The organism is Drouetiella sp. (genome assembly GCF_059504425.1).
On sequence record NZ_JCACIN010000022.1, the window covers coordinates 47444 to 74163 of the forward strand.

Here is a 26720-nt window from a genome sequence, read left to right on the forward strand (position 1 = left end):
CTCATGAAGGAAACCTACAGCAATTGATCCTTAAAGGCTTCTAGGGAAGCCCAACGCCGATCGACGGGTGGATTGTTAGCGGGCGAACTGGACTCGCCCGTCAAAATCCCCTGGCAGTCCTGACTGCAAAGCTGTCTCTGAGGAATTTCTAGACAAAACTGCTGATAAAGCCACTCGTCTGGGTGAAAGTGACCCTGAGGATGCAAACTCTCTACCAAGTCTTCGTAGGCAATTTCTCGCTCCACATCTTCCTCGATCGCTTCCTCTGGGGATTCTTGCAGCCAAATCAGCTCAGAAACCTCAACCTTAATGCGCTGATTGTATTGTTGCAGACAGCGATCGCAGGTTAGGGTCATGATCGTTTCAGCCTGTGCCGAAACTTCCAGATAGTTACCTCGATGCGCCACCTCCATCATTCCCTGCACAAGCGTCAGAGTTTTAAGATCTGGCAGATAGGTCTGTACCTCGATCGCTTCAGTTTGCTCTGGCGCTCTGACCAATTGTGGAATGTGGATCGCTTCCATAACAGGTGTTCTCTCGTTTCTAAAAAAATCCGGTGGGCGTAAGCTCCTAGCTGAGGGCTAATCGTACGACCAAACGGCGATCGGGTTCTCGTCCTCGGCTCTCAGTTTCCAAGTCCCCAAAGGTTTTCAGATAGGTATGTACCTGACGACGCTCTGCGGCAGAGAGCGCCTTCATTTCATACTCATTGCCTGTTTCACGAACCTGTTGAGCAGCCTGGTCAGCGATCGCCTGAAGCTCTGCCTGTCGGCGCACACGGTAGCCAGCTAGCTCAATCGTGTAGGCTTGCTGAGAACCTTCAGCCTGACCTAAATTCAGCGTGGTGTTAGCGAGATACTGAATAGCATCAAGAACAGCACCATCTTTGCCAATAATGGACTGCGTTTGCTCAGGGGTGAACGATGTGTCGCTGATCGTCAGCCAATAGCTACCTTCAGCTTCCACCCTGTCATGAACATCTACCTGCGTCGGCAGACTCATGAGCTGCATCAAATCCTCTAGCCACTGCTTACCCCGTTGAACCAAGGCTTCATTCATTGCTCACCTCAGCTTTTCTTCTTTGTGCGACCCGAACTCTTCTTTGTTTCTTTAGCGCTTTCCTCTTTGCTACCCTCTTCCAGTTCTTTCTTCGATACGGGTTCAAAAGGAAGAGCCGCCCTTATGGTTTCACCCGCTTTTTCAGTAGAGGCTTTCTTCTCCTGCTCAGCGACAATCTTTTGGAGATTTTCAGGCAGCGGCTCTCTAGATAGAATGTAGGTCTGCAACGTCTGAAAAATGTTGGCAATCACCATATACATCAGCACGCCAGCAGGCAGCGGAAAGAACAGGAACATACCAGAGAAAATCACGGGAGTTAGCTTGTTGACCGTGGCTTGCTGAGGATTATCGCCGCTAGCGGAACCCTGTCCTGAGAGCTGTTGACTGACGTACAAACTAATGCCGAAGAACAGAATCATGGACAAGACATCCCAGTTGATTTTGCCCGTTTCCTGATCCATTGCTCCCACGCGCCCTAGGGCTTTGATGAACAAGAATCCTTTGTTGGCAGCAAGACCTGGAACTTTGCCCTGAAGTGTTACATCGCCTGGGCTGAGAGCCTCCAGGTTTCCGGCTGCGTCCAGCTTAACCAGATCTGCGCCCTTTGTAACGCTCCAGAATGGCTTGATCTCGGTATCAGGATACTCAGCCAGAAGCTGGCTCAGCGGCTTCCCTTCTGTGGTCTGAAACTCGACGCTGGTTTTCTCACCTACGGTAAGGCGATTACCTCCCGGAAGAATCGCAGCAACTGGGACGTGAACGCCATCTGCAACATAGACATTTTGCGGATTGGTGGCAAAGGCTTGAGGCTGCACTTGCTCAATCTGTTCACGTGGCAAGACTTGCAGATTAATGTTGTAGGGAATGTCAGAGAATGGCGAACCGCGCAGTGTGGCGAAGAGCGCAAACAAAATCGGCATTTGAGCAACGACAGGAAGACAGCCCGCTAAGGGATTGCCAAATTCCTTGTAAACCTTACTCATTTCCTCCTGCTGCTTGGCAGGGTCGCTCTTATACTGCTCCTGGATTTCCTTTACTCGCTTTTGCATCAGCGGCTGAGTCACCTTCATCCGTCGCATGTTTCGGATAGAGCCAGCGCTGAGGGGATAAACTGCGAAACGAACCACGAGCGTTAAGGCAACGATCGCCAAACCATAGCTAGGCACAATCCCATAGAAGAAATCTAGGATTGGCAGCATTACATTATTTGAGAGAAAACCGACACCAAAATCCATGCGTTGTGTCTACCTGCGTCTCTGAGCGTCTGTCTAAATCTAACTTATCCAACCTAGAAAACTGTGTAGTGAATACCCGCCGATTGAATGCGGTTACCCAATTTATGGTCTACTCAGCGCTTATATCTCAACACTTGCTATCTCAGCACTGATCACTTGCTATCTCAGCACTAATTACCATCCCAGGCTTATTCAGCACCTATTTAGTGCCGATCGCTCCACTGGCATCCTGTGCCTTGGTCGAAATCTTGCTGGTGATAAAGGTGTAGACCTCTCGAAATCGGGGCATTGCTCTCAGCTCCAGACGGCTACCGTCCTTTAAGGTAATCACCATATCGCCCCAAGCGCCCAGCCCGCGTGGCACAGTGACCACCTTAGCAATTTCGGAGTAGATGATGTCTGAACGCTCACGTCCCATCCATCCACCAATGACAGAAAGACGGCGATCGGTAATGCGATAGCGCAACCAAACAGCACGGGCGATTGCCCCAAAGGTGAGAGGCAGGCAAATGACCGTGAACCCTAGCAAGATATTAGTGATTAAATCGCCCCAATGAGGACCACCCTCGTAGTACACCTCTTCATTAACTGCCATTCATCACCTCAGCCTTGATCAACAACTGTTTTAATTCTTGCAGAAATTGCCCGTAATCGCACTCAGCCGCACCTGGCTTTACGACAATGACAACCTGCCAGCCCGACGACATTTGGGGTAACAGAGAAAAAAAGGCGACTCGCAACCTTCGCTTAATAAGGTTTCTCACCACTGCTCTTTTACTAACCTTTTGGCTGACTGAGATGCCCAACTGAGTTGGGTAGCCCTGAGTTAAGCTATAGCCATCTAAATCGATCGCCTGATCAGAAGTCACTACGGGATTGAGGTCGGTTCGCCGCAACGCTCTTAAAGTCAGGTGTGCCGTTGAGCGACGCAGCCCAGATTTATAGATTGCGTTAAAGTCCTGTCGTTTTCGCAGCCTGTGGGGCTTGGGCAGAGCCACTGTCAGCGACCCACGCGAAAGCGCCCATAACCTGGGTAGTGCACAACATGGAGCCTACAGGGAGATGGGTGAGTTGGGTAACTGTACATGACTGGGGCTACTAGACCAAAACTATTGAGAAACTGATAACCGTACCCGACCTCTGCTCCGACGTGCCCTAATTACTCGTCTGCCTGTGGCAGTCCGCATCCGCGCTCTAAAGCCAGACTTTCTTCTCCGCTTACGGCTTGTTCCTTCTAGGGTGCGCTTAGTCATGAGTGCCCTGCTCCATTACCAAAAGTTAAAAACTCACAGTCCATCATATTAGCACTCTGAAGCTGCAACCGCTGTCCTTTTATCCTAGAAATTGCTCGACTGCAAATCGAGCAATTTCTAAACTTCTCAAAAAAAAGTAGGGGATAGCTGGCGCGGGATGTGGGCTTAGTTATCGCTACCAATGTTGATGATCCAAGTGCCCACGTAGCGGGTCAAAGGCAGATCGCCAGGAGACTGAATGGACGCATTGAAATAGTGCGTACCGAGCCGAGTAGGGTTGTAGACGTTAGACAACACAACCTCTACCCGCTTACCTGCTGGAATTGGTTCTTGAGGATAGATATCGATCGCCCGGTTTTCCCGATCCCACGACACATCTTCTAGCGCCACCCTATCGCCAGCCACCTCAACTCGTACCGCTTCGGGATCAAAGGTGCCTTCGTAGGTATCGGGATAGTTGATCACCAGCCGCGAAACCGCAAATTCCATCTTGCGAGAAGGGATACGGAGATGGTAGCGATCGCGTGCGCCCAGCTTTCCTTCGTAGTCTAGCTTGTAGCCTAACTGGTTTTCGCTCCGAACTCCGCTAAAAATGGTGAGACCTGGGGTGCCCTGTGCCTGTGTCACTGCGGCTAGACCTGTCACGAGGCAAGCTGTCACAGCCAAAATGGAAACTAGGCGAAGCCTTGAGGATTTCTTATGCAACATAGGAACGGTTTTGGATTTTAGATTTTGGATTTTAGATTTTGAAAGCTTGGTGATGCTAGCGGCTTACAGAATCACTTGCCCTTACAAGATTCCAGATATGATTCTAGACTGACGTAGATCTGATGAGTAAAGTGCCTTAGCTTCCTAAAAGGAGGTTTTGAGGTTGGCTAAAACTTGGACAATCATTATAGAGCTTACTAATTTTCCGAGGGCGGTGGAAATGCTATTGGGTCAGTCTCGTGCTTTGCATCAGAATGTCACAGTATCATAGCGTCCTGTTTTACAGCGCTACGCGCTTAAGATCTAATAAGTTATTTTTTGAGAGCCGCGCGGAGCGCGGCTCTCAAAAAATAACTCGTCCTAACTCAATTCGTAATGCCATGCACTCATGACGGCTGGGCGATCGCTCCTACCCAATGCTGCCATAACACTCAAGTCAACTGCATGACTGCATTAAAGTTAAAGTCACATTACACCCCTTCCTCTCTATTTTTTGTCATCCTATGTTTATTTCTTTAATCGCCGATTATGGGACGGGTGATCCAGCCTTTGCCGAAGTCAAACAGCGGCTACTGCTGGCGCTGCCCCAGGCTCAAATTCATGAGCTTTCCGTGCCGCCTTTTAGCACCCTAGCGACCGGATTTTGGATTGCGCAACTCGGCTTAAACCCAGGGACGAGCGATCGCTTGATCTATCACAACTGCGCTCCGCGTCAAGATGACCCTGAAGCCCGTCGAGACAACGAAGGAGAAGGCTTGACCTATGCCTTGTTACCCAACGGAGTCCAGGTCGTGGGCGTGAACGCGGGCTATACGCTGTCGTTCATTAAGCACCATGCTAAAGCGCTGCACACGATTAATGTGTCGAGGGGCGGCTCCCAATTTCGATCGCGGGATGTCTTTCCCCCGGCGGCGGGAGCGATCGCTCAAGCAGACCTCAGCGTGTTAGGAGAGGCGATCGACCCTAGTCAAATTCCTGATGCGCCCACCGATCGGATTGCTTGGATTGATGGCTATGGCAATATCAAAACGACGATTCCGGCGGATACGCTGTCTCTGCAACCGGAAACCAAAATTGTGATTCGCATCGGCGATGTGGTCAGCGATGCGATCTATTCTGACGGCAGTTTCAGGGTTTCTGAAGGAACGCTTGCCTTTGCCCCCGGCAGCTCTGGCTGGCTCGACTCTAACGGCAAACCTATTCGCTGGATGGAGCTATTCCTCAGAGGCGGCAGCGCCTGGTCGCGTTTTGGCAACCCCCGCATCAATCAGCAGGTGACGCGGATTGGGTAGGGCGATCCGGTTGGGTAGGGCTATACAGCCGGGTAGGGCAATGATTGGCATCTATTTCAATTACGTAATCGGCTGAGCTGGTTTCGCTCAAATTTGATTTGCCCAGTAGCGGGGCAATGAACAGCTCTGGGTGGAGCGATCGCCAAAAATACTCCACAAATCGATCTATCTCGCCATCGGTCATGCCCGGTTTGCCTGCCGCAATCATCCGATGTTCGGCTTCACGTCGCCACTGCTTGCTGTAGCGATAGTCGGTGGGTGCCAGCACAATGAGGCGATCGAGCAGATCCCACAGAGGCAAGTAGTCTTGGAGGCGATCGTTGACCTCACGGGCAAAGGCGCGATCGGCAGCAGTGACAATTGGCGGTGGAGCCGTGTCAAAGGCGATTGGGTCTACTGGGCGCACTCCGACAAACCAGCCTTCTAAAAACACAATGTCTGCCTGAGCGATAGGTTCAGGTAGAGCGCGATCGCCCATTCCCCCATGCGCTGACTTGTCAAACCGAGGTAACTCGACGGGCTGAGACTGACGTAGGCGTTGCAGTACGGCAATGCCTAACTCAACATCATGGGTGCCTGGAGGCCCTCGCCAGCAAAAGCGGGGATCAGCCTGCTGGAGCTGTTGGCGATCGCTATAGGTTTTGTAGAGGTCGTCAATTGAGAGTTGACACACCTGCAATCCCAGGAGGTTGAGAATTTGCGTCAGAATTGCCGCCAGGGTCGTTTTTCCGGTGCCTTGTCCACCCAAAATCCCTTGAATTAGAGGACGCTGTGACTGATCCCAAGCCTGCCGTTGCCAAACCTGTAGCTGCATTGCCAGCGGCAGCCACAAATCTCGCAGGATCTCGATCGGGCAGGTTTGCCAGCCCAAAGTATGAATACAAAATTCTTGCAGAGAGGGATAGATGGCTTGAAGCAGGCGCGATCGCTCTTCTGGGAAAGAGCCTAGAGGGTTAATTGCCCCATGACCCATGCTCCAGTTCATAGTCCAGTTTGAGTCCCAGATGCGCCTGCTCACGGTCGGTTTAACCCTTTAGCTGCCGAGTTTAAAAGCCTCTACAAATAAGCCGTAGGTCAATCCCAGCTTAGTGCCGTTAAACAGCTCTAAAACTACAGAATTTGCTCTATCTGCTGCATTGTTTTCTCTGCGGCGATTCCGATACACCCACCAGCTGGTGCCCTCTGTCAACAAAACCAGCAAAATTGCGATCGCCACATCCGGCTCAGCCTTTTGTCCAGCGATCGTCGAGATCGTTGTTGCCAGAAAGTTACCCAGCAGCAGACTAATCAACAGCAGCGAAGTCCGTCGCCAGGGGTTGCGTAGCCAGCGCCCAAACTGTCCTAGGACATCATCGAATAATGTGTTGAGCCGAGTATTCTGCATAGCCTGCGCCGCGCCTCAAATAGCCATGAAAAATGCTAATGCCCTGAAGCCTATCACGCCAGGGAATTTTTAAGAAAGCGATCGCCTCAAATATCCAAAGCCTTAAATCTTCTAGAAAATATGCTGAGAAGAGCGCTAAATTGTCCGCAAGACTGAAACGAATAACTAGAGTAGAGAAGGAGAGCAGTGACTAAACGTCAAGAGTCATTTAAGAGACGGGTATGCTGACCGACAATCTAAAGCTGAAGCTTTATCCAGCCATTATTGGAGTGATGGGAGTGTGTTTGACTGCGTTGCTCTTCTCTAGGTTTGAGGTACAAGTTTTGACTGAACCCGCTCCCCCAGAGCAGAGTGCAGCAAACTCTGAATCATTTGAGCGATCGCCCGTTGCCTCGCCCGTCTCGCCTGCCGCAGCACCCAGCGTTGCTCCTACGCCTGCCTCGCCCTCAGTCCCGGATACTTCTCAAAAGCCGGAGGCATCCAGCGCCCAAAACCTGCGCGTTAGCAACCAAACTGAGTATCCTGTGCGGGTGGCTCTACTGTCCCAAAAACCCGGCACGGTCGAAGAAGGTGCAGTAGACTCTGAAAACCGCAGTTACGAACAGCCCGTTCACTGGGATTTTGCTCCGGGCGAAGGTAAATCTAAGGGGTTAAAGCTTTCACTCCCAGATGGCACATTGCAGCTTCAGACTGGAGACGTACTAATGGCATTTGCTCAGGATGGCTCTCGTCGCTACTGGGGGCCTTACGTTGTGGGAAAAACTGCGCTGCCCACTTGGAACTTGACCGCACAGGAATGGCTGCTGAATTTGCAGCCCTGAGCAGATTTTCAGGGGCAGATTTTCAGGGGCAGATTTTTCCGAAGGCAAATTTCCAGTAAAGTAAGGTCTGAATGCGATCGTGGAGGCACCCAGCGTCACTGGATTAGTCTAAGGTTTTGAGCACTGACTTGCTTACTGATCTTCTTTAGGTAAACTTCTTTGGGTAATTTGTTCGATAGAGGCGGCAGACATTGGAACGCGACAATTGGATTCAATCTAGGGTGACAAGGTTCGAAAAGCAGCCTCGGTTTGCCTGGATCTGCTCTATTGCCTGGGTTGCCCTAGTCACCTTTGTTGCCTTTTGGCTACATCTCGGCAGCATTGGGCTAGTGGATGAGACAGAGCCATTGTTTGCAGAAGCGGCGCGTCAAATGAACGTTACCGGAGATTGGGTTACGCCTTATTTTAACGGAGTCACCCGCTTTGATAAGCCCGCTCTTGTCTATTGGATCGCGGCGATCGCCTACAAAATCTTCGGCGTCAACGAGTGGTCGGCTCGGTTTCCATCGGCGATCGCGGCAACGGCGCTAACTGGGCTAGGATTCTATACCCTACGGCGATTTGGCTATGCCAGTCCGGCTGCGCTAGATTCCTTTCCTTCTCAGCCTGCTGCTACTCAGACTTCGCTCCAGCTTTGGCTGTCGGCGGCGATCGGCTCGGCTCTCATTGCCCTTAATCCGCAGACGATCGTTTGGGGCAGAACGGGCGTGTCGGATATGCTGCTGAATGGCTGCATCGGTTCGGCACTGCTTGCCTTTTTCGTCGCCTATGCCCAGCCCGATCGCCCAAAAGCTCAGGGACGGTGGTATCTGGCTTTCTATGTCCTAACCGCCCTAGCCGTACTGACCAAAGGCCCTGTAGGAGCGATTATTCCAGGGCTGATCGTTCTGGTTTTCCTGCTGTACGTGGGCAAGTTACGCCCTGTCTTAAGGGAAATGCGGCTGCTGTGGGGGGGGCTACTGTTTGCGGCGATCGCTCTTCCCTGGTTTGTGCTGGTCATTCAGGCGAATGGTGAAGCCTATATCAACGCATTTTTTGGCTATCACAACTTTGAGCGGTTTACTCAAGTCGTGAATCGCCACTCGGCTCCCTGGTATTTCTACTTTCTGGTCGTGCCCATCGGATTTTTGCCCTGGTCAATTCATCTGCCTATTGCGATCGCCCGACTGCAATTTTGGCAACGCCGTTACTGGCAGCAGCAGCCTCGCTCAGCGCAGTTGGGGCTGTTTGCCTGGGTCTGGTTTGGGGTGATCTTTGGCTTCTTTACGATCGCTGTCACTAAGCTACCCAGCTATACGATTCCGCTGCTGCCCGCTGCGGCAATTCTGACGGCGCTATTCTGGAGTGACCAGATGACGCGATCGCGCCCTAATCGTGCGACGGCGATCAGCCATTGGGCGAATGTCGGTCTATTGGTTAGCTTAGCAGGAGCCATTCTCTACTGCACCCGCTGGATGGGGGATGATCCTGAGATGCCCAAGCTGCCGGAATTGCTAGAGCAGTCGGGTATTTTAATCGTCGGAGCCGTCATCTGGGGAAGTGCTGCGATCGTTGCCCTAGCTCTGCAAATTCGCCGTCAGGGGCGCTGGCTCTGGGGCGTGAATTTAGTTGGCTTTACCGCCTTTGTTTTGCTGGTGCTGATGCCCGCCACAGCGATTATGGACTCGCAAAGACAGCTGCCTCTACGGCAAATGGCAGTCGCGATCGTCCAAGCACAGCAGCCTGCGGAGCCTGCCGTCATGGTGGGCTTTGCCAAACCCTCAATGGTGTTCTATACTCAGCGTCCGATTACCTACATCGAAGAATTAGACGATGTGCCTCGGCGTTTGGTCAAACTTGCCGCCCAAAGACCTAAACCACCCTCTATCCTGGTATTGGGTCGCACCCGCAAGCTCAAAGAATCGGGTTTGCTAGATGCCGATCGCTATCGTTATGAGACGATCGCCAACTTCTCGGTCTATCAACTTTTGCGAATCAATTTGCCCCTAAAGCGTTAAACCCAGTGTTAAACCCACTGCTTAAACGCATCTTTCCCACTCTCTAATCTTCCTATTCCCCATTTTCTTCCCCCATGCAAGCCCGTCACGTCTCCCGCGAACTCGCCCTTCTCAGCATTGGTCAGCTACCCAGCAAGCCCGAAAAGATTCAGGCACAGCAGCTTCAAGATGTGCTTTTAGCCGCCATTCGGACGCTGAGTACCGAAGTGCAGGATACCCTAGAAACGGCATCTGCCGAAGTGGCGCGGGGCAATGAACGGTTGCTCAGCAGCGAAACTAGGGCGATCGATGTGCAGAGCGCTAGAGCAATGGTGAACGAGGCGCTAGAGCTAGCGCAAACGGCAATTAATCGGGTGGGGGCAGCGCTAGAAATACCTGAATTCATCCAGCTTGCCAACCAAAAAGAAGTAAGAGCTTACGTCATGGAGCTACTGACCAATGTGCAGGCAAACCGCGTAGAGGTTGACCAGCTGATCAATGCTTCGATGGTGGACTGGCAGATGCATCGGCTGGCACGGATTGATCAGGACATTCTGCGAATTGCCACGACCGAAATGTGGATTTTAGGCGTACCCCAAAAAGTGGCGATCGATGAGGCGATCGAGCTTGCCAAGCGCTATAGCGGTGATGAAGGGCATCGGTTTATCAATGGCGTACTGAGAAAAATCAGCGATCGCCTCTCCGGCAAAGCCCCTTTAGAGCCTGAAGGTGCTGAGATAGTTGAAGAATCACAAGAATCCGGCGTTAGCTCTTAGAGATGAGCTTGTACCAGAGTTAAGCGCTATGAGCCTGCACCTTCATGTTCAGGACTTCCGCAGTTAGGAGATTGTGAGGGCACAATGTGTCTTCAAAGCCTCCTGCAAAACCGATTTTTCGTAGGTCGTGCGTACGTCCTATGATAGGAGAGTGAAGTCTGGGTACAAAGCGTGGATAGGTTTTTATGGCTCCTTTCAATTGGTTTAATCGTCAGTTCAGCGAGTCCTCCGATTCTGAGGCTGAATCATCTGAATCGACTGAGGCAACCGAACCCATAACAGCCACATCGACTTCTGAGCCTTCCCAAGAAACACAGCCAAAGGATGAGACTCCAGCGGTGGCTCAGGATCAACTCAGTTGGGCAAAGCTCGCCTACGAGAATATTCGCAAACGCCAAGCTGCTCAGGGCACAGAAGCTTCTACGGAAGTGGCTTCTGAAGCAGCATCCGAGGCGGTATCCGAAGTGGCATCCGAGGCGGCACCTGTCGAATCGGCGATAGAGCCAGCACCAGTTTCTACCGAAGCGCCGATCGCTGAAGTTCCTGTCTCAGCCCTTGATGCTCCGGCTCCCGAAGTCGTCCCTACTGCCGCTCCATTGCCCTTCTGGGCACAGGCTGAAGCTGAGCGTCTGGAACGCCTAGAACGCCTCAAGCAAGACGCGATCGCCGCTGAAGCTCCCGTCACGACAACCGAAACGGCTCCCGTTGCCAACTTGACAACCGCCCTGACAATGGATGAGGGCTTTCTCTGGTCAGCCGAAGTGTTGGCAGCCCAGGGTCGCCGTCCTGAAGATATCTCGATCGAAGAAATTACCTGGCTCAAGAGGCTGCGGCAGGGTCTAGACAAAACTCGGCGTAGTTTAGTCAACCAGCTGAGAGCGATCGTTGGTCAGGGGCCGCTGAACCAAGATGCAGTCACGGAGATCGAATCGCTGCTGCTGCAAGCCGATGTTGGCGTCGTGGCAACAGACTACATCATTGAATCGCTGCAAACCAAGCTGCGGCAAGAGACTTTGCCCCCCTCTGAGGCGATCGCCTACCTCAAGACTCTGCTTCAGGAGATGCTGGACAAGCCGCTGGGTCAGAACTACGAACCAGTTTTGCTGCCTGAAAAAGATCGGCTCAACATCTGGCTCGTCACAGGCGTGAACGGAGCCGGAAAAACCACGACTATCGGCAAGCTGACCCACATTGCTCAAAAGTCAGGCTATCGCTGCCTGATTGCCGCCGCAGACACATTTAGAGCGGCGGCAGTGCAGCAGGTTCAGGTTTGGGGCGATCGCAGCAATGTTGAGGTCATCGCCAATCCCGGCAAGAATACCGATCCGGCAGCTGTCGTGTTTGATGCGATCGCGGCAGCTCAGGCGCGCGGGACGGAACTGCTGATTGTGGACACAGCTGGACGCTTGCAAAACAAGAAAAACTTGATGGATGAGCTAAGCAAAATTCGCCGCATTATTGACAAAAAAGCGCCAGGTGCCAAAGTAGAGTCATTGCTGGTGTTGGATTCGACTCTGGGACAAAATGGCTTACGTCAGGCTGAAGTTTTCTCGGAAGCAGCGCAGGTTAGCGGTGTCGTTCTCACCAAGCTGGATGGCACTGCTAAGGGCGGCATTGCTCTAGCGGTTGTGCAGCAGTTGGGTTTACCGATCCGATTTATTGGCGCGGGTGAAGGCATTGAGGACTTGCGACCCTTTTCCAGCTACGAGTTTGTAGAGGCTTTGCTCAGTGGCTGAGGAGTCGGGAGCCAGGAGTTGGGAGACAGGAGTCAGGAGCCAGAATATTCTCCACTCCTGACTCCCAACAACAACCATCACTTTTTCGCGGAAACCTTCTGTAACGGCTGCTGCGATCGCGTCAATCCGCTCAAAAACATGGGCACAAACCGCTCCATAAACACTTTAGGATCGCGTTCCCAAGCGCGCTGCACGGCGGTGATCCGAGTGCGCTGAAGATCTGGAGCCAGCAGCGTCTGAGGCAAGCGCTCCATCAGGTATTGCGGACGCTGCCACAGCGGGAGCGTGTTGGCAATGTCCAGCAAATCGCCGACCCGACGCAGTTCTGCCCCCAAGGTAATATCCATGCCAGAGGAAAATGCTGCCTGCTCGATCGCCGCATACTTTTGTTTAGCCTGCTCCACTTTCTGCTTGTGCTCTGGGCTTTTGCGTCCCATGGCCGCTAGCCAGCGATTGCCCCAACGCACATGCCCTGCTTCTTCGGGCAGAATGCGTTCAATCACTTCACGAATTTTGATATTTTCCTCAGTCTCAGGAGCCTGCTTAAGGGCGTAAATGTGAGCTGCGAAATATTCACAGCCGCGCTTTTCAGTTACATTAATGGCGGCAAGAGAAGAAATCACGAAATCGTCAAGATGTTCGGGTGTGACATGTTCGCGATCGAGCAATCGCTCAAACTCGCCGATATAAGATGAGCCGGGAGGCGTGCCCACATCAGCGCCAATTTCTACCAGCAGATCTGTCAGCCACATGGCATGACGCGCTTCATCTGAAATATGGCGAGACACATCTTTGATCAAATCAACTGATTTACCGTCGAGTTGTTCAACTAAATCGGTTAAGTCTTTGCAGCTTCGCTGTTCGCTATAGCGGTAGCGGTTTAGCGTCATCAGGTGAATTTCACGATCGCGCACCACTTGTCCTAGCACATCACGAGCGCTGAGAGAGCCAAAAGAACTTTCTAGTTTGCGGGGATAAACAACGCTCATAATTCGAGTCTCTGTTCGGGCTATTAACGACAAATCAGTACAACTTGTTAACAAGTGTAACGAAGAAATTCAGCATCCTCCCGGCTCTTAAGAGACATCTTTACGTCTGGCTGCTGGTATTCACTACATTTCGAGGACTACCTACGCCTGAATATGTTCTGATCGATCTTTCAAATTTGGGTGAAAGGCGTTTAAATAGCATTGGCTCGCTAACCTGTAAATTTATGTCTATCAAAAAAATTATTTCGCTAGGTCTGCTGGTGTTCATTCCTATTTCGGTTGCCGCCGAAAAGATGGAATGGGGCGCACTCACGGTCTTTATTACAGCCGCGATCGCCATTGTGCCTTTAGCAATCTGGCTGAGCACCGCCACGGAGGAAGTTGCGGTGATTTCAGGCCCTTCAATTGGCGCACTGCTCAACGCCTTTTTTGGCAACGCCACGGAGCTAATTATTTCGCTGGTTGCCCTCAAGGCAGGACTGATCGACATTGTAAAAGCCAGCATTACAGGTACTATTATTAGCAACCTGCTGCTGGTCATGGGTCTGTCAATGTTTTTGGGCGGCTTGCGCTATAAAGAGCAGGAGTTTAAGCCTGTGGTGGCGAGGGTGAACGGCTCAACCATGACGCTAGCTGTGGTAGCGATCGTCCTCCCGGCAACCGTTATTTCTACTTCCAACGTAGTAGATTCGCTGTCCATTAGCCGTTTATCGACCACGGTAGCGATCGTCATGATCGCGGTGTACCTGATGACGCTGCTGTTTTCGCTCAAAACCCACAGCTACCTCTATGAAGTAGGCGTGGTCGAGCTAGAGGGAGAAGGAGAAGCCCATGCCGAAAAACCTAACCTGCTGCTGTGGATTGGCGTTTTGCTAGTGGCAACGATCGGCGTAGCATTTGAGTCAGAAATTTTTGTGGGTGCAGTGGAAGAGGCAACCGCAGGGCTAGGGTTAACGCCGCTGTTTACTGGGGTGATTTTGCTGCCGCTGGTGGGCGGTGCCGCCGAGTATGTGACAGCCGTTACGGTTGCCTTGAAAAACAACATGGATCTGTCGGTTTCAGTTGCCATGGGATCGAGTTTGCTGGTGGCGCTGCTAGTAGCGCCAATGTTGGTGCTAGTCGGGCAGGCGATCGGTCAACCAATGGATCTCAACTTTAATTTGTTTGAAGTGATTGCGGTCGTGATTGCCGTTGCGGTTGCTAATTTGATTAGCTTGGATGGGAGATCGAACTGGCTGGAAGGCGTTTTGCTGTTGGCAACCTACATAGTTTTGGGAGCCGCCTTCTATTTTCATCCTGCCTGATGTCGCTGTGGCATGAAGTCTAAGCTGCGTCAGCAACTTGAAGCTCCCGCAGCGCGATCGTCTCTCGCATTTCTAGCTTCAGCACCGAGAATTGATTCCGGAGCAAGCTTAAATCAATTTCAATTTCAGCACGGCGGTCTTGCGCCATTTGCAAGTTAGCCCAAGCGCGCTGCCGATCGGGCGATCGCATTAGCTCAATCCGCTTTGCCTTGCGCTGGGCATCGTTACGCAAGTCAGAGTCAAAGGCGATCTGAGTGTCAATCTCAGCCGTGTGGCGGTTCACAATTTCCTGAAGCCGACGCACATGCTGTTCTTCTCGCAAGAACTCGCGCTGCTGTTGGGCGATTGCGGTGGGATAGTCAATAAGTCTCATCGATGGACTCCTAAGAAGTGAGGAGGAAAGGGAGGTGGCTCAAGCCGCTATGGGTCTGAGGCTAGTTTCGGTCAGAATCTGAGAGCTGTGGGCTTGAGAACCGTTGGCTTGAGTCTGTATCTGGGATTGGAGCGGCTGCGACTGAATCCGCTGCATCTGAAGCTCGAAGGCACGGCGATTGAAGGCATAAGCGCGATCGCCCTCCACAGCGTGAAACAGAGCATCTTCTGCCAAAGCCTCAATGGACAGCTCCAGCCATTGGGTTAGCGCTCGCTGCAAATCTTCTGCGCCATACCATTCGCCTGTTTCTTGAACAAAGTGCGTCTGGAGAGCGATCGCCGTCTGATTCAATGTCGCTTCAACGGCTTCGGTGTTAATAAATGGAGTCATTATCACGTAGAGGGGTGAGGAGTAATCCAGCTCTAAACATCTAAAAGTAAAAGCTAAAACCTGGCTAGCTAGGAATCTAAAATCGTGAAAAATGAGTAGTACAGTCGCCAGGAGATCTAATAACTTCTGATATATTTATTTTATCGAGTTAACGCGTTCTTGTGGGGAATTCTGCGGTTAAATTTTGTACGGTTATCCAGCCCTAAGAAGTGTACTATTCTACACCTGAGCTGACCTGGAAAGACCGTGTTAACATAATGCCGTTCTCCGATCGCAGAACGATCCGATCCGAACTCGACACAGACCTAATACAGACCCGATACAGACTCGATACAGACCCACTATGCCGCTACTTAACCCCAGACAAAAATCTCAAGGCGGAACTTTTACGCAGGTGGGCGATGAGCCTCTTTCCAAACAAGTGATGGGTGTGCGTCTACCTGAATCAGTTTATAAAGCGATTCACCGCTTGCCCAATCGCACAGAGTGGCTGCGACGGGTCATCAGCGAAGCCGCACAGCGTGAATTACTTAATGACGCTCCTCCTCCAGAACAGCAGCCCTAGCTGTTGTTCTGGAGAATGTCCTAAGGAGCATGGATTTGACAAGATGTAATTCTTGGGGTAGGGGCTTAGCATTGCTAAGCCCCTACCTCAGATCGGCTGTACAGGTTATTTAATCCACGATCCTAAGCAAACGAGCGACATAGCGCTACGCGCTTAGATCCAATAAGTTATTTTTTGAGAGCCTCGCTCCGCGCGGCTCTCAAAAAATAACTCGTCCTAACTCAATTACGTAATGCGATAGCTATATGAAATCAGCAACGCCTTAAAAGATTTGCAGAGCTTGCTATTTAGAAAAATCAACCCATGAAAAAAGCACCCCGCGAGGGGTGCGTCAACCAGCTAACTTGAGACAAGATTTTCAACCTTAGAAGTTGGAGAGAGAAATCTGGAGGCATCGGCTCCTAAATTTCTTTACATCTCCCGAACTGATACTCTTACGTTCGCTTGATTCCTAACTCACTAAGGAAAACCTCGTTTAGTGTGTCTATTGTTACTGTTTTTCAAGTCGCTGTCAATTTCAGCTCTCATTTCTGTTGCAAAACTTGATATTTGAGAGGCTAGTTCCTCCGATGCGTTAAAAGGATTAAATTGCGTCCATCTAATCCTATTGCTCAATCGCAGAGCTATCCTATCTGCATGAACCCGCTCAAGCTACTGTTTACTCGGCATGCTCAGTCGATCGGCAATCTGCAAAAGCGGATGCAGGGCAATGGCGAATTTGACCTTTCGCCAGAGGGCAGACTTCAGACTGAAAAACTGGCTCAGCGTTTGCTGAAAGAGTCCTGGCATCCTACCTGCATCTACAGCAGTCCGTTGAGGCGCACGGCTCAAACGAGCGAAATTTTGCGATCGCGCTTCACCGCAGAACCTTTGCCCTCCACCATTAGTGACTTAATTGAGGACGAGATTAATCAACCCAACCCCCCGGTGAGCGAAAGTTCTCAAATCCTGATTCACTATGCCGATGAGCTTCGAGAATTTCAGAATGGCGTGTTTGAGGGGCTAACCTGGGGCGAAGCAATGGAGCGCTATCCTGATCTTTGCAAGGCTCTAGAAAACTCGCCAAACTGGATTCAAATTCCGGGAGCTGAATCTTTGCAAGAGGCTCGCGATCGCAGCCGCCGATTTATTCAGCTTTTGCTCGATCGCCATCATAACGGCGAACAGATCTTGATTGTTAGCCATAGCTGGATCTTGCAACACCTCATCGCAGAGCTTTTGGGATGCGATCGCTCTTGGCGGCTACATCCTCGTAACACAGCGCTGTTTGAATTTTGGATCGATCGATCGCGCTGGGACAGCACCGATCAAAATCGCTTTAATACAGATTTATGGCAAATTCGTCGATTTAATGACTATCATCATTTGCTACAGCAGCCTTAAATTACTGCCTAGAATCAAGCTTTGAAATCAACATAAACTCATGTTTACAGGTGGCATATTTGTTGTTATAAAAGTCTAACTGATGCGCCTCGGCTTTGAATTGGCAAAGATTTAACATATCTTTAAATCTGTTTGTCAGATTATGACTCAAAATTATGTGCGTCTATTCTGGTCAGTCTTGCTTTTAATCAAGTTTTGCTTTTAACAAGGCTACTTTTAACAAGTTCTACTTTTAATCAAGTTGTAACGAGCAACCCTCCAAATTCTTGAGGTCATTATTAATTTAACTTTGAGCGATAAATGATAGATCCAATCGATGACATTGTGAGGCAAGCCCGTCAGGGCAGCGTCTCTGCAATTATTCAAGTATTAAATGAAAGATTGGCAGGTTCTGGAATTCGGACTAGAGCCATGTTTGCTCAAGGCGTTTTGCAATTGCTGTGTGAGGCAGCAAAACCGGAACAGCTAGAGCAGCCGATCGTGGTTCCTCAAGTCCAGCAAATTTTGGAATCTCTTCAGCCCCGAAGCATCCGTCGAGTTAATGTGAATAGCCGAATTGTCAGAGAACAGCAGTTGCTCTGGCTAGAAGAAATTAGTCGCGATCCAAAACAGCAGCTGCTTTGGTCTGAAGAAATTGTCCTGCGGCAGCCGACGCTATTTAAGCGCTTGAGACAAGATTGGCGAGACCATTCGCCTGACCCAATGGGCGCTGATTTGCCCAAAAAACATCCGCACCGTTTGGAGCGCGAGAAGCGAGTGTTTTGGCGGGGGCTAATGGGTGGAGCCAGCTTCAGCATTGTTTTACTAGCGTTGGGCTGGATGCTCCAGCAAAGGCTGAATCCTATAACTGGACAAGAAGTTAGCTCAGAGCAAACGGGCGCAAGCTCGCCTTCTGCAAACTCGCCTCCCGCAAACTTGGCTCTGAATAACAGTCCGTCTGTGGAATCCGCTCAATCGGCGATCGCTCCCCCTTCCCCCAGCGCTCTGAGTCCTGTTGCGCTTAAGCAAGATCCCTTTGCCGATGCTGTTCGATTGGCGCAAGAGACCGTGACGGCAGGGCAAAAGGCGCAATCCTCTGCCGAATGGCTCAATGTTGCGGCTCAATGGCAGAAAGCATCTGATTTGATGGGTATGACCTCAGCAGAAGATTCCCGGTATGCGGTGGCGCAAGACCGCGTGCAAGTTTACCAACAAAACAGTGAATCAGCTCTGCAACAGGCACAAAGCCAGCGCTAGTGATTTTGTGTCGCTATCCTGCGATTTAATCCTGATAATCTGTATTTGACAGTAAAAAGGACATCGCAATGAATCTTCGGATTGGCAACGGCTATGATATTCATCGTTTGGTGAGCGATCGCCCTCTGATTTTAGGAGGCATTCACATTCCTCACGAATTGGGATTGCTAGGACACAGCGATGCCGATGCCCTGACCCATGCCATTATGGACGCGATGCTGGGCGCACTCAGCTTAGGAGACATTGGGCACTACTTTCCACCCACCGACCCTCAATGGAAAGGTGCCGATAGCCTTCAGCTCTTGCAGCAGGTCAACGCGCTGATTCTCCAGAAAGGCTGGCATATTGGCAATCTAGACACAGTAATTGTTGCCGAGCGACCCAAAATCAAGCCTCACATCCAGGCGATGCGCGATCGACTTGCAGAAACCCTCAATATTGCTCCTGACCAGATTGGCATTAAAGCCACCACAAATGAGAAGTTAGATGCGGTGGGACGAGAAGAGGGAATTGCAGCCTACGCAGTTGTTTTACTGATCTGTGACTAGGCGAACGGTGTGATTGACCAAATTTAGAACCCTACCAGATCGAAAAAGCCGTCATCTAGCTCATAGCCCAGCATTTTCGTCATAAATTTCATCTTGGTACGGCTGGCGATGCCCTGCTGCTGCGTCCAATCCATCAGCACAAAGACCTTATTCATCACAAAAATTTCTAGAGATTCTGGATTGTAGAGAATGCCCTCTAAACCAAACTGATGAGGCACCAGCATGGCGGTGTAGCGGGCTAGCTCTCCTTCCCAGTTCAACAGGTAGGGAAGCCAAGGATAGCGGGCATCAAGCCGGACAAACCACAGCCGAATTTCAGGAATTTCTGAGAGTTCTCTGGGATCTGTAGGATCGCGAGGGTAATCAATTTGAAACTGGATTTCTTGCTGGGCGATCGTTCCCTCCGCAAGCCAATTGTCAACTAGCTTTTGGGCAGGAGCTAGATCGAGGCGATCGAGTATTTGAGCATCTAGGATCAGGGTCGTTGTCATCGAAATGTCCAGAGGGCTGTAGAGTACAGGTCGATCGATTGCCCTTGCGATCATATCGTTTTAAGTAGGCTAATTTTGGTGAATAGGTTGCGATCGTTCACAAGCTTTCGATACGATAATAGACTGGCGAGAAAATGACAAAACCATAGCGTTATCTAGCAGCGCTAAAGATTTAAGGGTAGATATTAGGGAAACGCTCATGGCAAAACGAATTCAGTTGGTCTTAAGTAAAGATATTAGCAAGCTCGGTCGAGTAGGCGATTTGGTTGAGGTAGCTCCCGGCTATGCCCGCAACTACCTGTTGCCTCAGAAATTGGCGGTTCACACCACGCCGGGAATTCTCAAGCAGGTTGAGCGACGTCGGGAAGCAGAAAGAAAGCGTTTGGCAGAGCTGAAGATTGAAGCTGAAGCTCAAAAAGTAGCTCTAGAGAAAGCAACCTCTCTGACGATCGCCAAGCAAGAAGGCGAAAATGAATCGATCTTTGGAACCGTTACCAACCAGGACGTTGCAGAAGTCATTCAATCTGCGGTGGGAATCGAAATCGATCGCCGTGATATCACCGTTCCTGAAATCAACAAATTGGGTTCCTACAGACTAGACATCAAGCTGCATCCTGAAGTGGTGGCAACCATTGAGATTACGGTTGTAGGTAGCTAGAGTGGATTTGGATTTTGGATTTTAGATTGCTTCTAAAATCCAAAAGAGCATTAGGCTTGAAGCTGCCAAATCTTAAGCGTTTTATCAGAGCTGCCGCTCACCAAAAGCTTGCCGTCTGGGCTGAGAGCGATCGCATTGATCGCGTCTAAATGCTCTTTCCAGGTGTCTATGACTCTGCCGCTAGTGAGATCCCACAGCTTGAGGGTAGTATCGCTACTGCCACTGATCAGCGTTCTGCCGTCAGAGGTGATAGCGATCGCGTTCACGTCTCGCGCATGATCACTCAAAGTACGCAGCAGATCGCCCGTTTGCAAATTCCAGAGGCGGATAGTCTTATCTTTGCTGGCAGTTGCCAGAACTTGTCCGCGCGGGCTAAAAGCAATGCTGTGGAGGTGGCTAAGATGTCCCACCAGAGTTTGGAGCGGTTCTCCTGTCCTCAAATTCCACAGATTGACTTTGTGATCCAATCCACCGCTGGCTAAAAAATTGCCGTCTGGACTCAGAGCGATCGATTTGATCATGCCTGATGCACTGCTCAGCACCTTAAGAAGCGCACCTGTGTTCAGATCCCACAGCCGAAGGGTTCGATCTTCGCCACCGCTAATCAGCATTCGCCCATCGGGACTAATGGCAACCGCAGTCACATCTCTAGAGTGACCAGTCAAAGTTTTGAGCAGTGCGCCATTGAGAAAATTCCAAATTTTGACGGTATAGTCATCGCTGCCGCTCACCAGAAAGCGACCGTTGGGGCTGATGGCGATCGCATTGACGCTCTTTGTGTGCCCCTTTAAGCTCAGCAGTTCCTCCCCTGTGGCTAGGTTCCAAATTTTTACCGTGCCATCGAGGCTGCTGCTAGCAAAAGTGGGAGTAGATTGGCTGATAGCTATGTCTGTCAGCCATGAGGCATGCCCCGTTAACGTTTGGATACAGCGAGACGAGCCAGAGAGACGGGCTGGCGTAGGTTTGGATACAGGCTGACTAGACGTAGGCGGCTGCGATACGGGGGGCTTGGAAAGTGGCGGCTTAGAGACTAGAGGCTTGGAGACTGAAGGCTGAGAGACTAAAGGCTGAGAGACTGAAGGTCTAGCCGCGATCGGGTTTGCCGATGGGAAAGGCGGCATGGGCTGGACAGGCTGATGCGAAGGTTGCTGGGTAGCATGAGGCGAATTCCCAGTTCTAATTGAATTTGCAGCTTTTTCAGGCGGATGAAACGAGTCGGCATTCAAATCTCGCATGACTTCATCTGAAGACTGGTAGCGTTCGCCCACCAGATCGCGCAGTAAGTTATCTAAGATATAGCCTAGCTGCTCACTCACAGGCTTTTTGCCATGGCTCCGCAGATACTCTCGCCAGATCCACTGCCCGTTGAGCGGATCGTATAAGTTGTCAGGACGGGTAGCCGTTAAGAGGTGAAGGCAGGTTGCCCCCAAGCTATAAAGATCGCTAGCTGGATACGCTTTCCCCCCACGAAACTGTTCAAGCGGCGCATACCCCTCTGTCCCGATCCGGGTTCCCGGCTGCTCGGCTCCTGCCTCTTCGTCGATTTGCTTGGCGACCCCAAAGTCGATCAAAATGAGGCGATCGTCTGCTTTGCGGCGCAGGATATTGGTGGGAGTAATGTCTCGGTGGATCACCTGATGCTTGTGAATGAAGCGGAGAACAGGCAGGACATCGGCAAGCACATCTCGGATTTGGCGCTCGTTAAACGCGCCATCTTGCCGCATTTCCTGAAGCAGACTTTGTCCTTCAACAAATTGCTGCACCAGATAAAGAAAGCCGTCTTGCTCAAAATAGGCGAGCAGGTTAGGAATTTGGGGATGAGCCGCCAATTCATCCAGCCGGACTGCCTCCTGCGTAAACAGCCGAATCGCCTTCTCCATCGATTTTGTGCCCTGCACCTGCGGCGAAAATTGCTTGATGACACAATGGCTGTTCAAACGATCTTCATCTTGCGCCAAATAGGTTCTGCCAAACCCCCCTTGACCCAAAGGCTGAATTGCCCGGTAGCGCTCCCTTAGACGAATGAGAGGCGAACCGCAGGTTTGGCAGATTTTGGCATCGTCGAGGTTAAGAGGCTTCTGGCATTGGGGATTGATGCAGCAAATCATGGCGGAGGTAGCGCACGGGGGTAGTCAGATTAAAGACAGCCTGGGGCAGAGAGGCTTTTGAAGAAAACGTTTCACCAGAACGGTTGGCTAGATTTCAGCCGTAGGCTAAATTAGTCTGGCGCTCAAAACTTTGGCGAACTTTCGACAAGTTGAATCTATATCAAATCTTAAACGGATTATTCGATATTAGAGGGTAGATTCTGGTGTGGCGCTGGAATCACTGACTTTTTCGATCGCCTCTAACCCAGAATTTGATTCCGCTTGGGGCTGCTGTGCCTGAAGGATTGCCTCTCTAAACCCCAGCACGACAAAAATATTGGCAAGGGTGAGGAACGATTCAGCGCTGCCGTGCAGCCAGTCCACGTTGGCTAAAGAAGTGCCGTAATGCACCTGGGCATAGATTCCGGCAGGAATAGTGACGGCAACAAACAGCAGCGTTAGGTAAAACCCGATGAGAGCCAGTCGTGGCGTTTGGCGCGATCGCGTCAAAAACCACAGAAATCCCAGATAGGGAAAGAGAGAAAGTCCAAATAGGGCACTTTGAGACATCATCATGGTTTCAGCACCTTAGTTTGTGAGCTGCGCCAGATCCACCAGGCAGCGGCGCAAAGCGTCATATTTCCTCCCAACGTCGTCGCGGCTTGCAGCGTCACCAGCCACTCTAGGGACTTAGCATTATCAAAAAAATGCCAGGTACAGGCACACATGGCGCTGACTAGAGCCGGCAACATCCCAAAGGAGAGCGATCGCCATGCCCGATTCTGGCTAATTTCGCCATAAGTCCAGATTAGCCAGATGGCAGCAATCCACTCAATAACGCTCGAAACATGAATCATCCAGGTGGGAATTGAGAGGGCGTGCATTGGCTCCGGTATTGTAAGAAAGGTTGTGTTTTAGATTGTGCTTTAAATTAAAGTATCTATTTTTTAAAGGGGGTGCATCGTGCCCCCCTTCAAAAAATGAGCAGCAGGTCTAAAACACTCTTTTAGGACTTACGCAATTTTGTTGTGTGTGGTGGGCTGCGCCCACCACACACAACAAAATGCACTACAGCTAGAGGGCTTGCGTAAGTCCTATCTTTAAAGACAAGGCGCGTTTGGTGCAGTGATGCGGGCAGTGTTGTGTGGCTACTATGGCATGGGAAACGGCGGCGATGAGGCTCTATTGGCAACTTTACTGCAAATGCTGCCTGCTCACGTCACGCCGATCGTTTTGTCGGGCAATCCAGCCGAGACGAGCGATCGCTATGGGGTAGAAACCTGTCCGCGCAAGTCGCTCCAGGTCTTGCAGGCACTCCGGCGATCGGATGCCTTCATTTGGGGAGGGGGTAGCCTGATGCAGGATGCGACGAGCGTCCTCAGTCCCTTTTACTATGGTGGACTGATGGGGTTGGCTCAACAGCTGGGGCTGAAGACGATCGCCTGGGCACAGGGGATTGGGCCTTTGCAGCGATTGCTCACCCGAAAGATGACTCAGGCGGCACTGAAGGGCTGTACGGCAGTCAGCGTGCGAGACAACGGCTCGGCAGCGCTGTTGGCAAACTGGCAGATTCCTTTTACGCTGGCTGCCGACCCAGTCTGGGCATTGGAATCTGTGCCTGTACCGGGGCTATGGGATATTCCTGCCCCTAGGGTTGCGGTGGCTCTGCGATCGCACCCTCAGCTCACCCCTCAGCGTCTAGAGATGTTGACTCAGGCGCTAGCTGACTTTCAGAAAGCCACCCAGACCAGCATTTTACTGATTCCCTTTCAGCCTGTGCAGGATTTGGCGATCGCCCAAGCCATTCAGCCTCGGCTGTCGGGAATCAGCCACATTTTGACGCTACCCGATCCACAGCAGCTCAAGGGTGTGTTTCGAGGGGTAGAAATGACGATCGCCATGCGGTTTCATGGGCTAATTATGGCGGCGGCATCGGAGTGTCGATGTTTTGGGATTAGCTATGATCCCAAGGTTTCCCAGCTTATGCAGGATCTAGAGTTTCCTGGCTGGGAACTGGCACAAATGCCCACTAGCGCAGTACAGATGAGCCGCGAGTGGATTGAGCTATATGCAAATGGTGAAGCGGTATCGAGCGATCGCATTCATGCGCTGATCGATCGGGCTTTAATTCATCAGGAGCTGTTAAGCCAAGTATTGAGTTAGCTCAATACTTGGCTTAATCAGGGGGTAAATTTTTGGGATCAGTTTTCATGTGAGAGGGTCGCAGAGCGCTCCTAAAAGTAGCAACGCCGCCTGTGAAAGTAGCTGGCAAAGCTCATGAAATGGATTTAAAAATGAATTGGAGCTAGCCCAGGCAAAGTACGCTATATTATCCTGACGTTCATTGCCGAATGATTGCCGCTTCTTTAATGATGTGCTTGTGAGTGAGAGCTATGAGTGAATCCAACGCCCCGTCCAATTATCCAGGTCAATCTGATGCCGATACGGTCGATTGGGAAAATCCTTTTGCTGACCTCGCTGACAGCATTCATTCACTGGACGATCGCTCACTTGAAGATCTGTTCTTTGAAGCTGAAGCTGCCGAACAACCCTTAGCCGCACCCAAAGGCTTGCCTAGGGAGGCAGCTCCACGATCCACATCATCCGATCGCCCTACTTCATCCGATCCTATAGCCGCGATCGCCGCCTGGTCGGATGCCGCCCCCGAACCTGCCGAGGTAGATGTCACGGACTTGATCAGCTTGATTCAAGAACTCAATCAGTGCAACAGTATTTTGCTCGATCGCGTATCTCAACTTGAGGAGGCGTTGGAAAGTAGCCAGATTGCGCTTCAGGCAGAGGTGGGGCGATCGCAGGATAGTGCAGAGCCTCAAGCCATAGATGCATCCGCACCGCTGGAAGCTCCACCCGAAGCGATCGTCAGCCTATTCAATCAGCTCGAATTTGCGCATCAGGCGAATCAGCGTCAGCAGATCTTGATTGAAACTTTGACCGGACAGCTAGAGAGTAGCCAGGAACGAGTCGCTGAGCTAGAGCGGGAATCTGCCCTGATTCAACAGCGCTACAACGAGCAGGTGCAGATTTTGGGGCAGACCGAAAGCTCTAACCGAGACCTGCAAGCTCGTCTGCACCGTCAGCAACGCTATACGCTGCAATTTAAGACGGCATTAGAGAAATGCCTGGAAGTGCCCACGCCCCAATACGATCTGGGTGCAGAGGCAATGGCTGAAGCCATGATGGGAGACAATCCTTTCCTGCTCAAAACTCAGAAGATTCAGCCTTGGTCGGCGCAGGGAGATGCGATCGCCCCTCCTTGGATGAAGCTAGGCGGGCTAATAGAGAAGTTAGATGGATTTGAGACGGAAGAATCTGCGATGGAGCCAGAGTTTTCACCTGCTCCAGCGGGCGCCGTGGGAAGCAGTCTTAAATTCCCTTTAGTCGATTTACCTGAGCTAGAACATATCGCCGAGGTTGCTGCCTCTGATTCTATGGCTCAGCAAACAGTGCAAACTCTGCCAGATTTACTGGCGATCGAGCCAAACAAGCCAAGCAGTGATGCAGGTCATGAGACAGGTCATGAAGCGATCGCAGTGCCAAGCTTCGAAGCCCAGCCTACGGCAACTCCTCTAGCCAAACCGCCTATTGCAGCCCTGCCCGTCGAAGCCGAAAGCGCTACGCTTGAAGGCGTACTGATAGACTCAGCAGGGGGGGAAGATGCACTCTGGCAAGATTTGGCTCGGCTGATCGAAGTCTCGACTGAAGATATGGTTCGAGCCAGTCTATCGGGAGACTTTTCTGCCTTTGAGTCTATTAATTTTGATGCCTTGCCCGATAGCGAACCGATCCGGCAGCTTGTGCCGCCTACTCAGGCAGAGCTACAGTCTATTCAGTCTGCTGGTGAAGTTCGAGATGGTAAAGCTCAAGACAGGTATGAGGCTGTTTCAGACGCTGAAGAGCCAGATCTGGAAACTGAGGAAAGGAGCTTTATTCCAGCATTGTCTCAGCCAAGCTGGCCCTCTCCAGTAGTTTATCCCCTGCGTTCCACCAAGAAGCCACGATCGTCTGGAGTTGATTTGCCCTCGTTCCTGCGTCCTGGATCTGATCCTTTACCCACTTAAAAGCAGTGACTCTATCCGATCACCCAATAGCCGCGATCGCGCCAGTATTGCTCTTTAAGTGCGTTGTTTAGATCATCAGGTGAGATGAGCGATCGCTCCACCAATAGCTCTCCGATGCGTTTGGAGCTATGGGGCTGATTTTCAAGAATGGGCTGTAGCTCGTCTTGAGAGATCAGCTTGTGCTGAGCCAAAACCTCGCCTAGCTTCAGGTGTTTCAACATATCTCTACTCCGGTAGATCGATATTCTCAGCGTAAAATACGCCACAGAAAAGCGCTTCACCCTCTGGGGTTAATTCGATAGAGCGAGATATTTTACTGGAGCAGGGCGAACGCATCTTAACCACACAAGACCTTGAGCAAATAGTCTTCATCCCAA

At 51.1% G+C, this 26720-nt stretch carries 30 protein-coding genes; 13 read left to right on the forward strand and 17 right to left on the reverse strand.

Annotated elements, in window-relative coordinates; all coding sequences use genetic code 11:
* Positions 1 to 14: 14 nt before the first annotated feature.
* The 7 genes from AC5JMP_RS04885 to AC5JMP_RS04915 form a co-directional block, all read right to left on the reverse strand.
* Entirely contained in the window at positions 15 to 524 is a 510-nt protein-coding gene (locus AC5JMP_RS04885; RefSeq protein WP_495850312.1) for a YceD family protein, read from the reverse strand.
* Positions 525 to 570: 46 nt separating this feature from the next.
* Complete coding sequence (locus AC5JMP_RS04890; protein ID WP_495850313.1) at positions 571 to 1059, reverse strand: Jag family protein; 489 nt, start codon at positions 1057 to 1059, stop codon at positions 571 to 573.
* An 8-nt stretch (positions 1060 to 1067) separates the two neighbouring features.
* Positions 1068 to 2294: a membrane protein insertase YidC gene (gene yidC, locus AC5JMP_RS04895; protein ID WP_495850314.1), complete on the reverse strand. Its 1227-nt coding sequence runs from the start codon at positions 2292 to 2294 to the stop codon at positions 1068 to 1070.
* 199 nt (positions 2295 to 2493) lie between these two features.
* Entirely contained in the window at positions 2494 to 2889 is a 396-nt protein-coding gene (locus AC5JMP_RS04900) for a PH domain-containing protein (protein WP_495850315.1), read from the reverse strand.
* Positions 2879 to 3292 carry a ribonuclease P protein component gene (gene rnpA / locus AC5JMP_RS04905; protein WP_495850316.1) on the reverse strand — a complete coding sequence of 138 codons (414 nt, stop codon included), beginning with the start codon at positions 3290 to 3292 and terminating at the stop codon, positions 2879 to 2881. The genes AC5JMP_RS04900 and rnpA overlap by 11 nt, the downstream gene beginning before the upstream one ends.
* A 111-nt stretch (positions 3293 to 3403) precedes the next feature.
* Positions 3404 to 3547, reverse strand: coding sequence for a 50S ribosomal protein L34 (gene rpmH, locus AC5JMP_RS04910; RefSeq protein ID WP_495850317.1), 144 nt, complete (start codon positions 3545 to 3547; stop codon positions 3404 to 3406).
* Positions 3548 to 3712: 165 nt separating this feature from the next.
* A complete protein-coding gene (locus tag AC5JMP_RS04915; RefSeq protein ID WP_495850318.1) occupies positions 3713 to 4255 on the reverse strand; it encodes a DUF2808 domain-containing protein in 543 nt (180 codons plus the stop codon).
* Positions 4256 to 4758: 503 nt separating this feature from the next.
* Between AC5JMP_RS04915 and AC5JMP_RS04920 the strand changes: the two genes are divergently transcribed.
* Entirely contained in the window at positions 4759 to 5547 is a 789-nt protein-coding gene (locus AC5JMP_RS04920) for an SAM hydrolase/SAM-dependent halogenase family protein (protein ID WP_495850319.1), read from the forward strand.
* Here the strand turns inward: AC5JMP_RS04920 and AC5JMP_RS04925 are convergent.
* Both AC5JMP_RS04925 and AC5JMP_RS04930 read right to left on the reverse strand, forming a co-directional pair.
* Complete coding sequence (locus AC5JMP_RS04925; RefSeq protein WP_495850320.1) at positions 5519 to 6565, reverse strand: glycerate kinase; 1047 nt, start codon at positions 6563 to 6565, stop codon at positions 5519 to 5521. The genes AC5JMP_RS04920 and AC5JMP_RS04925 overlap by 29 nt on opposite strands.
* Before the next feature lie 15 nt (positions 6566 to 6580).
* Positions 6581 to 6931 (reverse strand): DUF565 domain-containing protein, encoded by a 351-nt coding sequence (locus AC5JMP_RS04930; RefSeq protein WP_495850321.1) that lies wholly within the window; start codon positions 6929 to 6931, stop codon positions 6581 to 6583.
* A 221-nt stretch (positions 6932 to 7152) separates the two neighbouring features.
* Here AC5JMP_RS04930 and AC5JMP_RS04935 point away from each other — a divergent pair, with 221 nt between their 5' ends.
* The 4 genes from AC5JMP_RS04935 to ftsY all read left to right on the forward strand — a co-directional run bounded on the left by AC5JMP_RS04935 (position 7153) and on the right by ftsY (position 12240).
* Positions 7153 to 7752, forward strand: coding sequence for a hypothetical protein (locus AC5JMP_RS04935; protein WP_495850322.1), 600 nt, complete (start codon positions 7153 to 7155; stop codon positions 7750 to 7752).
* Between the two features lie 221 nt (positions 7753 to 7973).
* Positions 7974 to 9749: an ArnT family glycosyltransferase gene (locus AC5JMP_RS04940; protein WP_495850323.1), complete on the forward strand. Its 1776-nt coding sequence runs from the start codon at positions 7974 to 7976 to the stop codon at positions 9747 to 9749.
* A gap of 74 nt (positions 9750 to 9823) precedes the next feature.
* On the forward strand, positions 9824 to 10504 hold the full coding sequence (gene nusB / locus AC5JMP_RS04945; protein WP_495850324.1) for a transcription antitermination factor NusB: 681 nt from the start codon (positions 9824 to 9826) through the stop codon (positions 10502 to 10504).
* 185 nt (positions 10505 to 10689) lie between these two features.
* Positions 10690 to 12240 (forward strand): signal recognition particle-docking protein FtsY, encoded by a 1551-nt coding sequence (gene ftsY / locus AC5JMP_RS04950; RefSeq protein ID WP_495850325.1) that lies wholly within the window; start codon positions 10690 to 10692, stop codon positions 12238 to 12240.
* A 77-nt stretch (positions 12241 to 12317) separates the two neighbouring features.
* On the opposite strand, the gene AC5JMP_RS04955 is transcribed toward ftsY, so the two are convergent.
* Positions 12318 to 13229: a ferritin-like domain-containing protein gene (locus AC5JMP_RS04955; RefSeq protein WP_495850326.1), complete on the reverse strand. Its 912-nt coding sequence runs from the start codon at positions 13227 to 13229 to the stop codon at positions 12318 to 12320.
* Positions 13230 to 13453: 224 nt separating this feature from the next.
* On the opposite strand from AC5JMP_RS04955, the gene cax reads away from it, so the two are divergent.
* Positions 13454 to 14533 (forward strand): calcium/proton exchanger, encoded by a 1080-nt coding sequence (gene cax / locus AC5JMP_RS04960; RefSeq protein WP_495850327.1) that lies wholly within the window; start codon positions 13454 to 13456, stop codon positions 14531 to 14533.
* A 19-nt stretch (positions 14534 to 14552) separates the two neighbouring features.
* Here the strand turns inward: cax and AC5JMP_RS04965 are convergent, their stop codons facing one another.
* Together AC5JMP_RS04965 and AC5JMP_RS04970 are read right to left on the reverse strand one after the other, a co-directional pair.
* Complete coding sequence (locus AC5JMP_RS04965) at positions 14553 to 14906, reverse strand: hypothetical protein (RefSeq protein ID WP_495850328.1); 354 nt, start codon at positions 14904 to 14906, stop codon at positions 14553 to 14555.
* Positions 14907 to 14945: 39 nt separating this feature from the next.
* Entirely contained in the window at positions 14946 to 15296 is a 351-nt protein-coding gene (locus tag AC5JMP_RS04970; RefSeq protein ID WP_495850329.1) for a hypothetical protein, read from the reverse strand.
* 343 nt (positions 15297 to 15639) lie between these two features.
* Here AC5JMP_RS04970 and AC5JMP_RS04975 point away from each other — a divergent pair, with 343 nt between their 5' ends.
* The 4 genes from AC5JMP_RS04975 (at position 15640) to ispF (ending at position 19028) form a co-directional block, all read left to right on the forward strand.
* Positions 15640 to 15861: a hypothetical protein gene (locus tag AC5JMP_RS04975; RefSeq protein WP_495850330.1), complete on the forward strand. Its 222-nt coding sequence runs from the start codon at positions 15640 to 15642 to the stop codon at positions 15859 to 15861.
* Positions 15862 to 16497: 636 nt separating this feature from the next.
* The gene (locus tag AC5JMP_RS04980; protein ID WP_495850331.1) at positions 16498 to 17244 is read left to right on the forward strand and encodes a histidine phosphatase family protein; all 747 of its coding nucleotides are present in this window, start codon (positions 16498 to 16500) and stop codon (positions 17242 to 17244) included.
* A 300-nt stretch (positions 17245 to 17544) separates the two neighbouring features.
* A complete protein-coding gene (locus AC5JMP_RS04985) occupies positions 17545 to 18480 on the forward strand; it encodes a hypothetical protein (protein ID WP_495850332.1) in 936 nt (311 codons plus the stop codon).
* A gap of 68 nt (positions 18481 to 18548) precedes the next feature.
* A complete protein-coding gene (gene ispF, locus AC5JMP_RS04990) occupies positions 18549 to 19028 on the forward strand; it encodes a 2-C-methyl-D-erythritol 2,4-cyclodiphosphate synthase (protein WP_495850333.1) in 480 nt (159 codons plus the stop codon).
* A gap of 23 nt (positions 19029 to 19051) precedes the next feature.
* Here the strand turns inward: ispF and AC5JMP_RS04995 are convergent, their stop codons facing one another.
* Positions 19052 to 19519, reverse strand: a complete 468-nt coding sequence (locus AC5JMP_RS04995) for a CRR6 family NdhI maturation factor (RefSeq protein WP_495850334.1) — start codon at positions 19517 to 19519, stop codon at positions 19052 to 19054.
* Positions 19520 to 19718: 199 nt separating this feature from the next.
* Here AC5JMP_RS04995 and rplI point away from each other — a divergent pair, with 199 nt between their 5' ends.
* Positions 19719 to 20177, forward strand: a complete 459-nt coding sequence (gene rplI / locus AC5JMP_RS05000; protein ID WP_495850335.1) for a 50S ribosomal protein L9 — start codon at positions 19719 to 19721, stop codon at positions 20175 to 20177.
* 50 nt (positions 20178 to 20227) lie between these two features.
* Here the strand turns inward: rplI and AC5JMP_RS05005 are convergent, their stop codons facing one another.
* The 3 genes from AC5JMP_RS05005 to AC5JMP_RS05015 form a co-directional block, all read right to left on the reverse strand.
* Positions 20228 to 22285: a protein kinase domain-containing protein gene (locus AC5JMP_RS05005; RefSeq protein ID WP_495850336.1), complete on the reverse strand. Its 2058-nt coding sequence runs from the start codon at positions 22283 to 22285 to the stop codon at positions 20228 to 20230.
* A gap of 186 nt (positions 22286 to 22471) precedes the next feature.
* Complete coding sequence (locus tag AC5JMP_RS05010; RefSeq protein WP_495850342.1) at positions 22472 to 22834, reverse strand: DUF3593 domain-containing protein; 363 nt, start codon at positions 22832 to 22834, stop codon at positions 22472 to 22474.
* A gap of 2 nt (positions 22835 to 22836) precedes the next feature.
* Positions 22837 to 23148 carry a DUF2499 domain-containing protein gene (locus tag AC5JMP_RS05015; protein ID WP_495850337.1) on the reverse strand — a complete coding sequence of 104 codons (312 nt, stop codon included), beginning with the start codon at positions 23146 to 23148 and terminating at the stop codon, positions 22837 to 22839.
* A gap of 244 nt (positions 23149 to 23392) precedes the next feature.
* On the opposite strand from AC5JMP_RS05015, the gene csaB reads away from it, so the two are divergent.
* Positions 23393 to 24427 carry a polysaccharide pyruvyl transferase CsaB gene (gene csaB / locus AC5JMP_RS05020; RefSeq protein ID WP_495850338.1) on the forward strand — a complete coding sequence of 345 codons (1035 nt, stop codon included), beginning with the start codon at positions 23393 to 23395 and terminating at the stop codon, positions 24425 to 24427.
* 230 nt (positions 24428 to 24657) lie between these two features.
* Positions 24658 to 26343 carry a hypothetical protein gene (locus AC5JMP_RS05025; RefSeq protein ID WP_495850339.1) on the forward strand — a complete coding sequence of 562 codons (1686 nt, stop codon included), beginning with the start codon at positions 24658 to 24660 and terminating at the stop codon, positions 26341 to 26343.
* Between the two features lie 11 nt (positions 26344 to 26354).
* Here AC5JMP_RS05025 and AC5JMP_RS05030 read toward each other — a convergent pair whose 3' ends face one another.
* On the reverse strand, positions 26355 to 26564 hold the full coding sequence (locus AC5JMP_RS05030; protein WP_495850340.1) for a cyclic di-GMP-binding domain-containing protein, MshE-related: 210 nt from the start codon (positions 26562 to 26564) through the stop codon (positions 26355 to 26357).
* Positions 26565 to 26720: the final 156 nt, after the last annotated feature.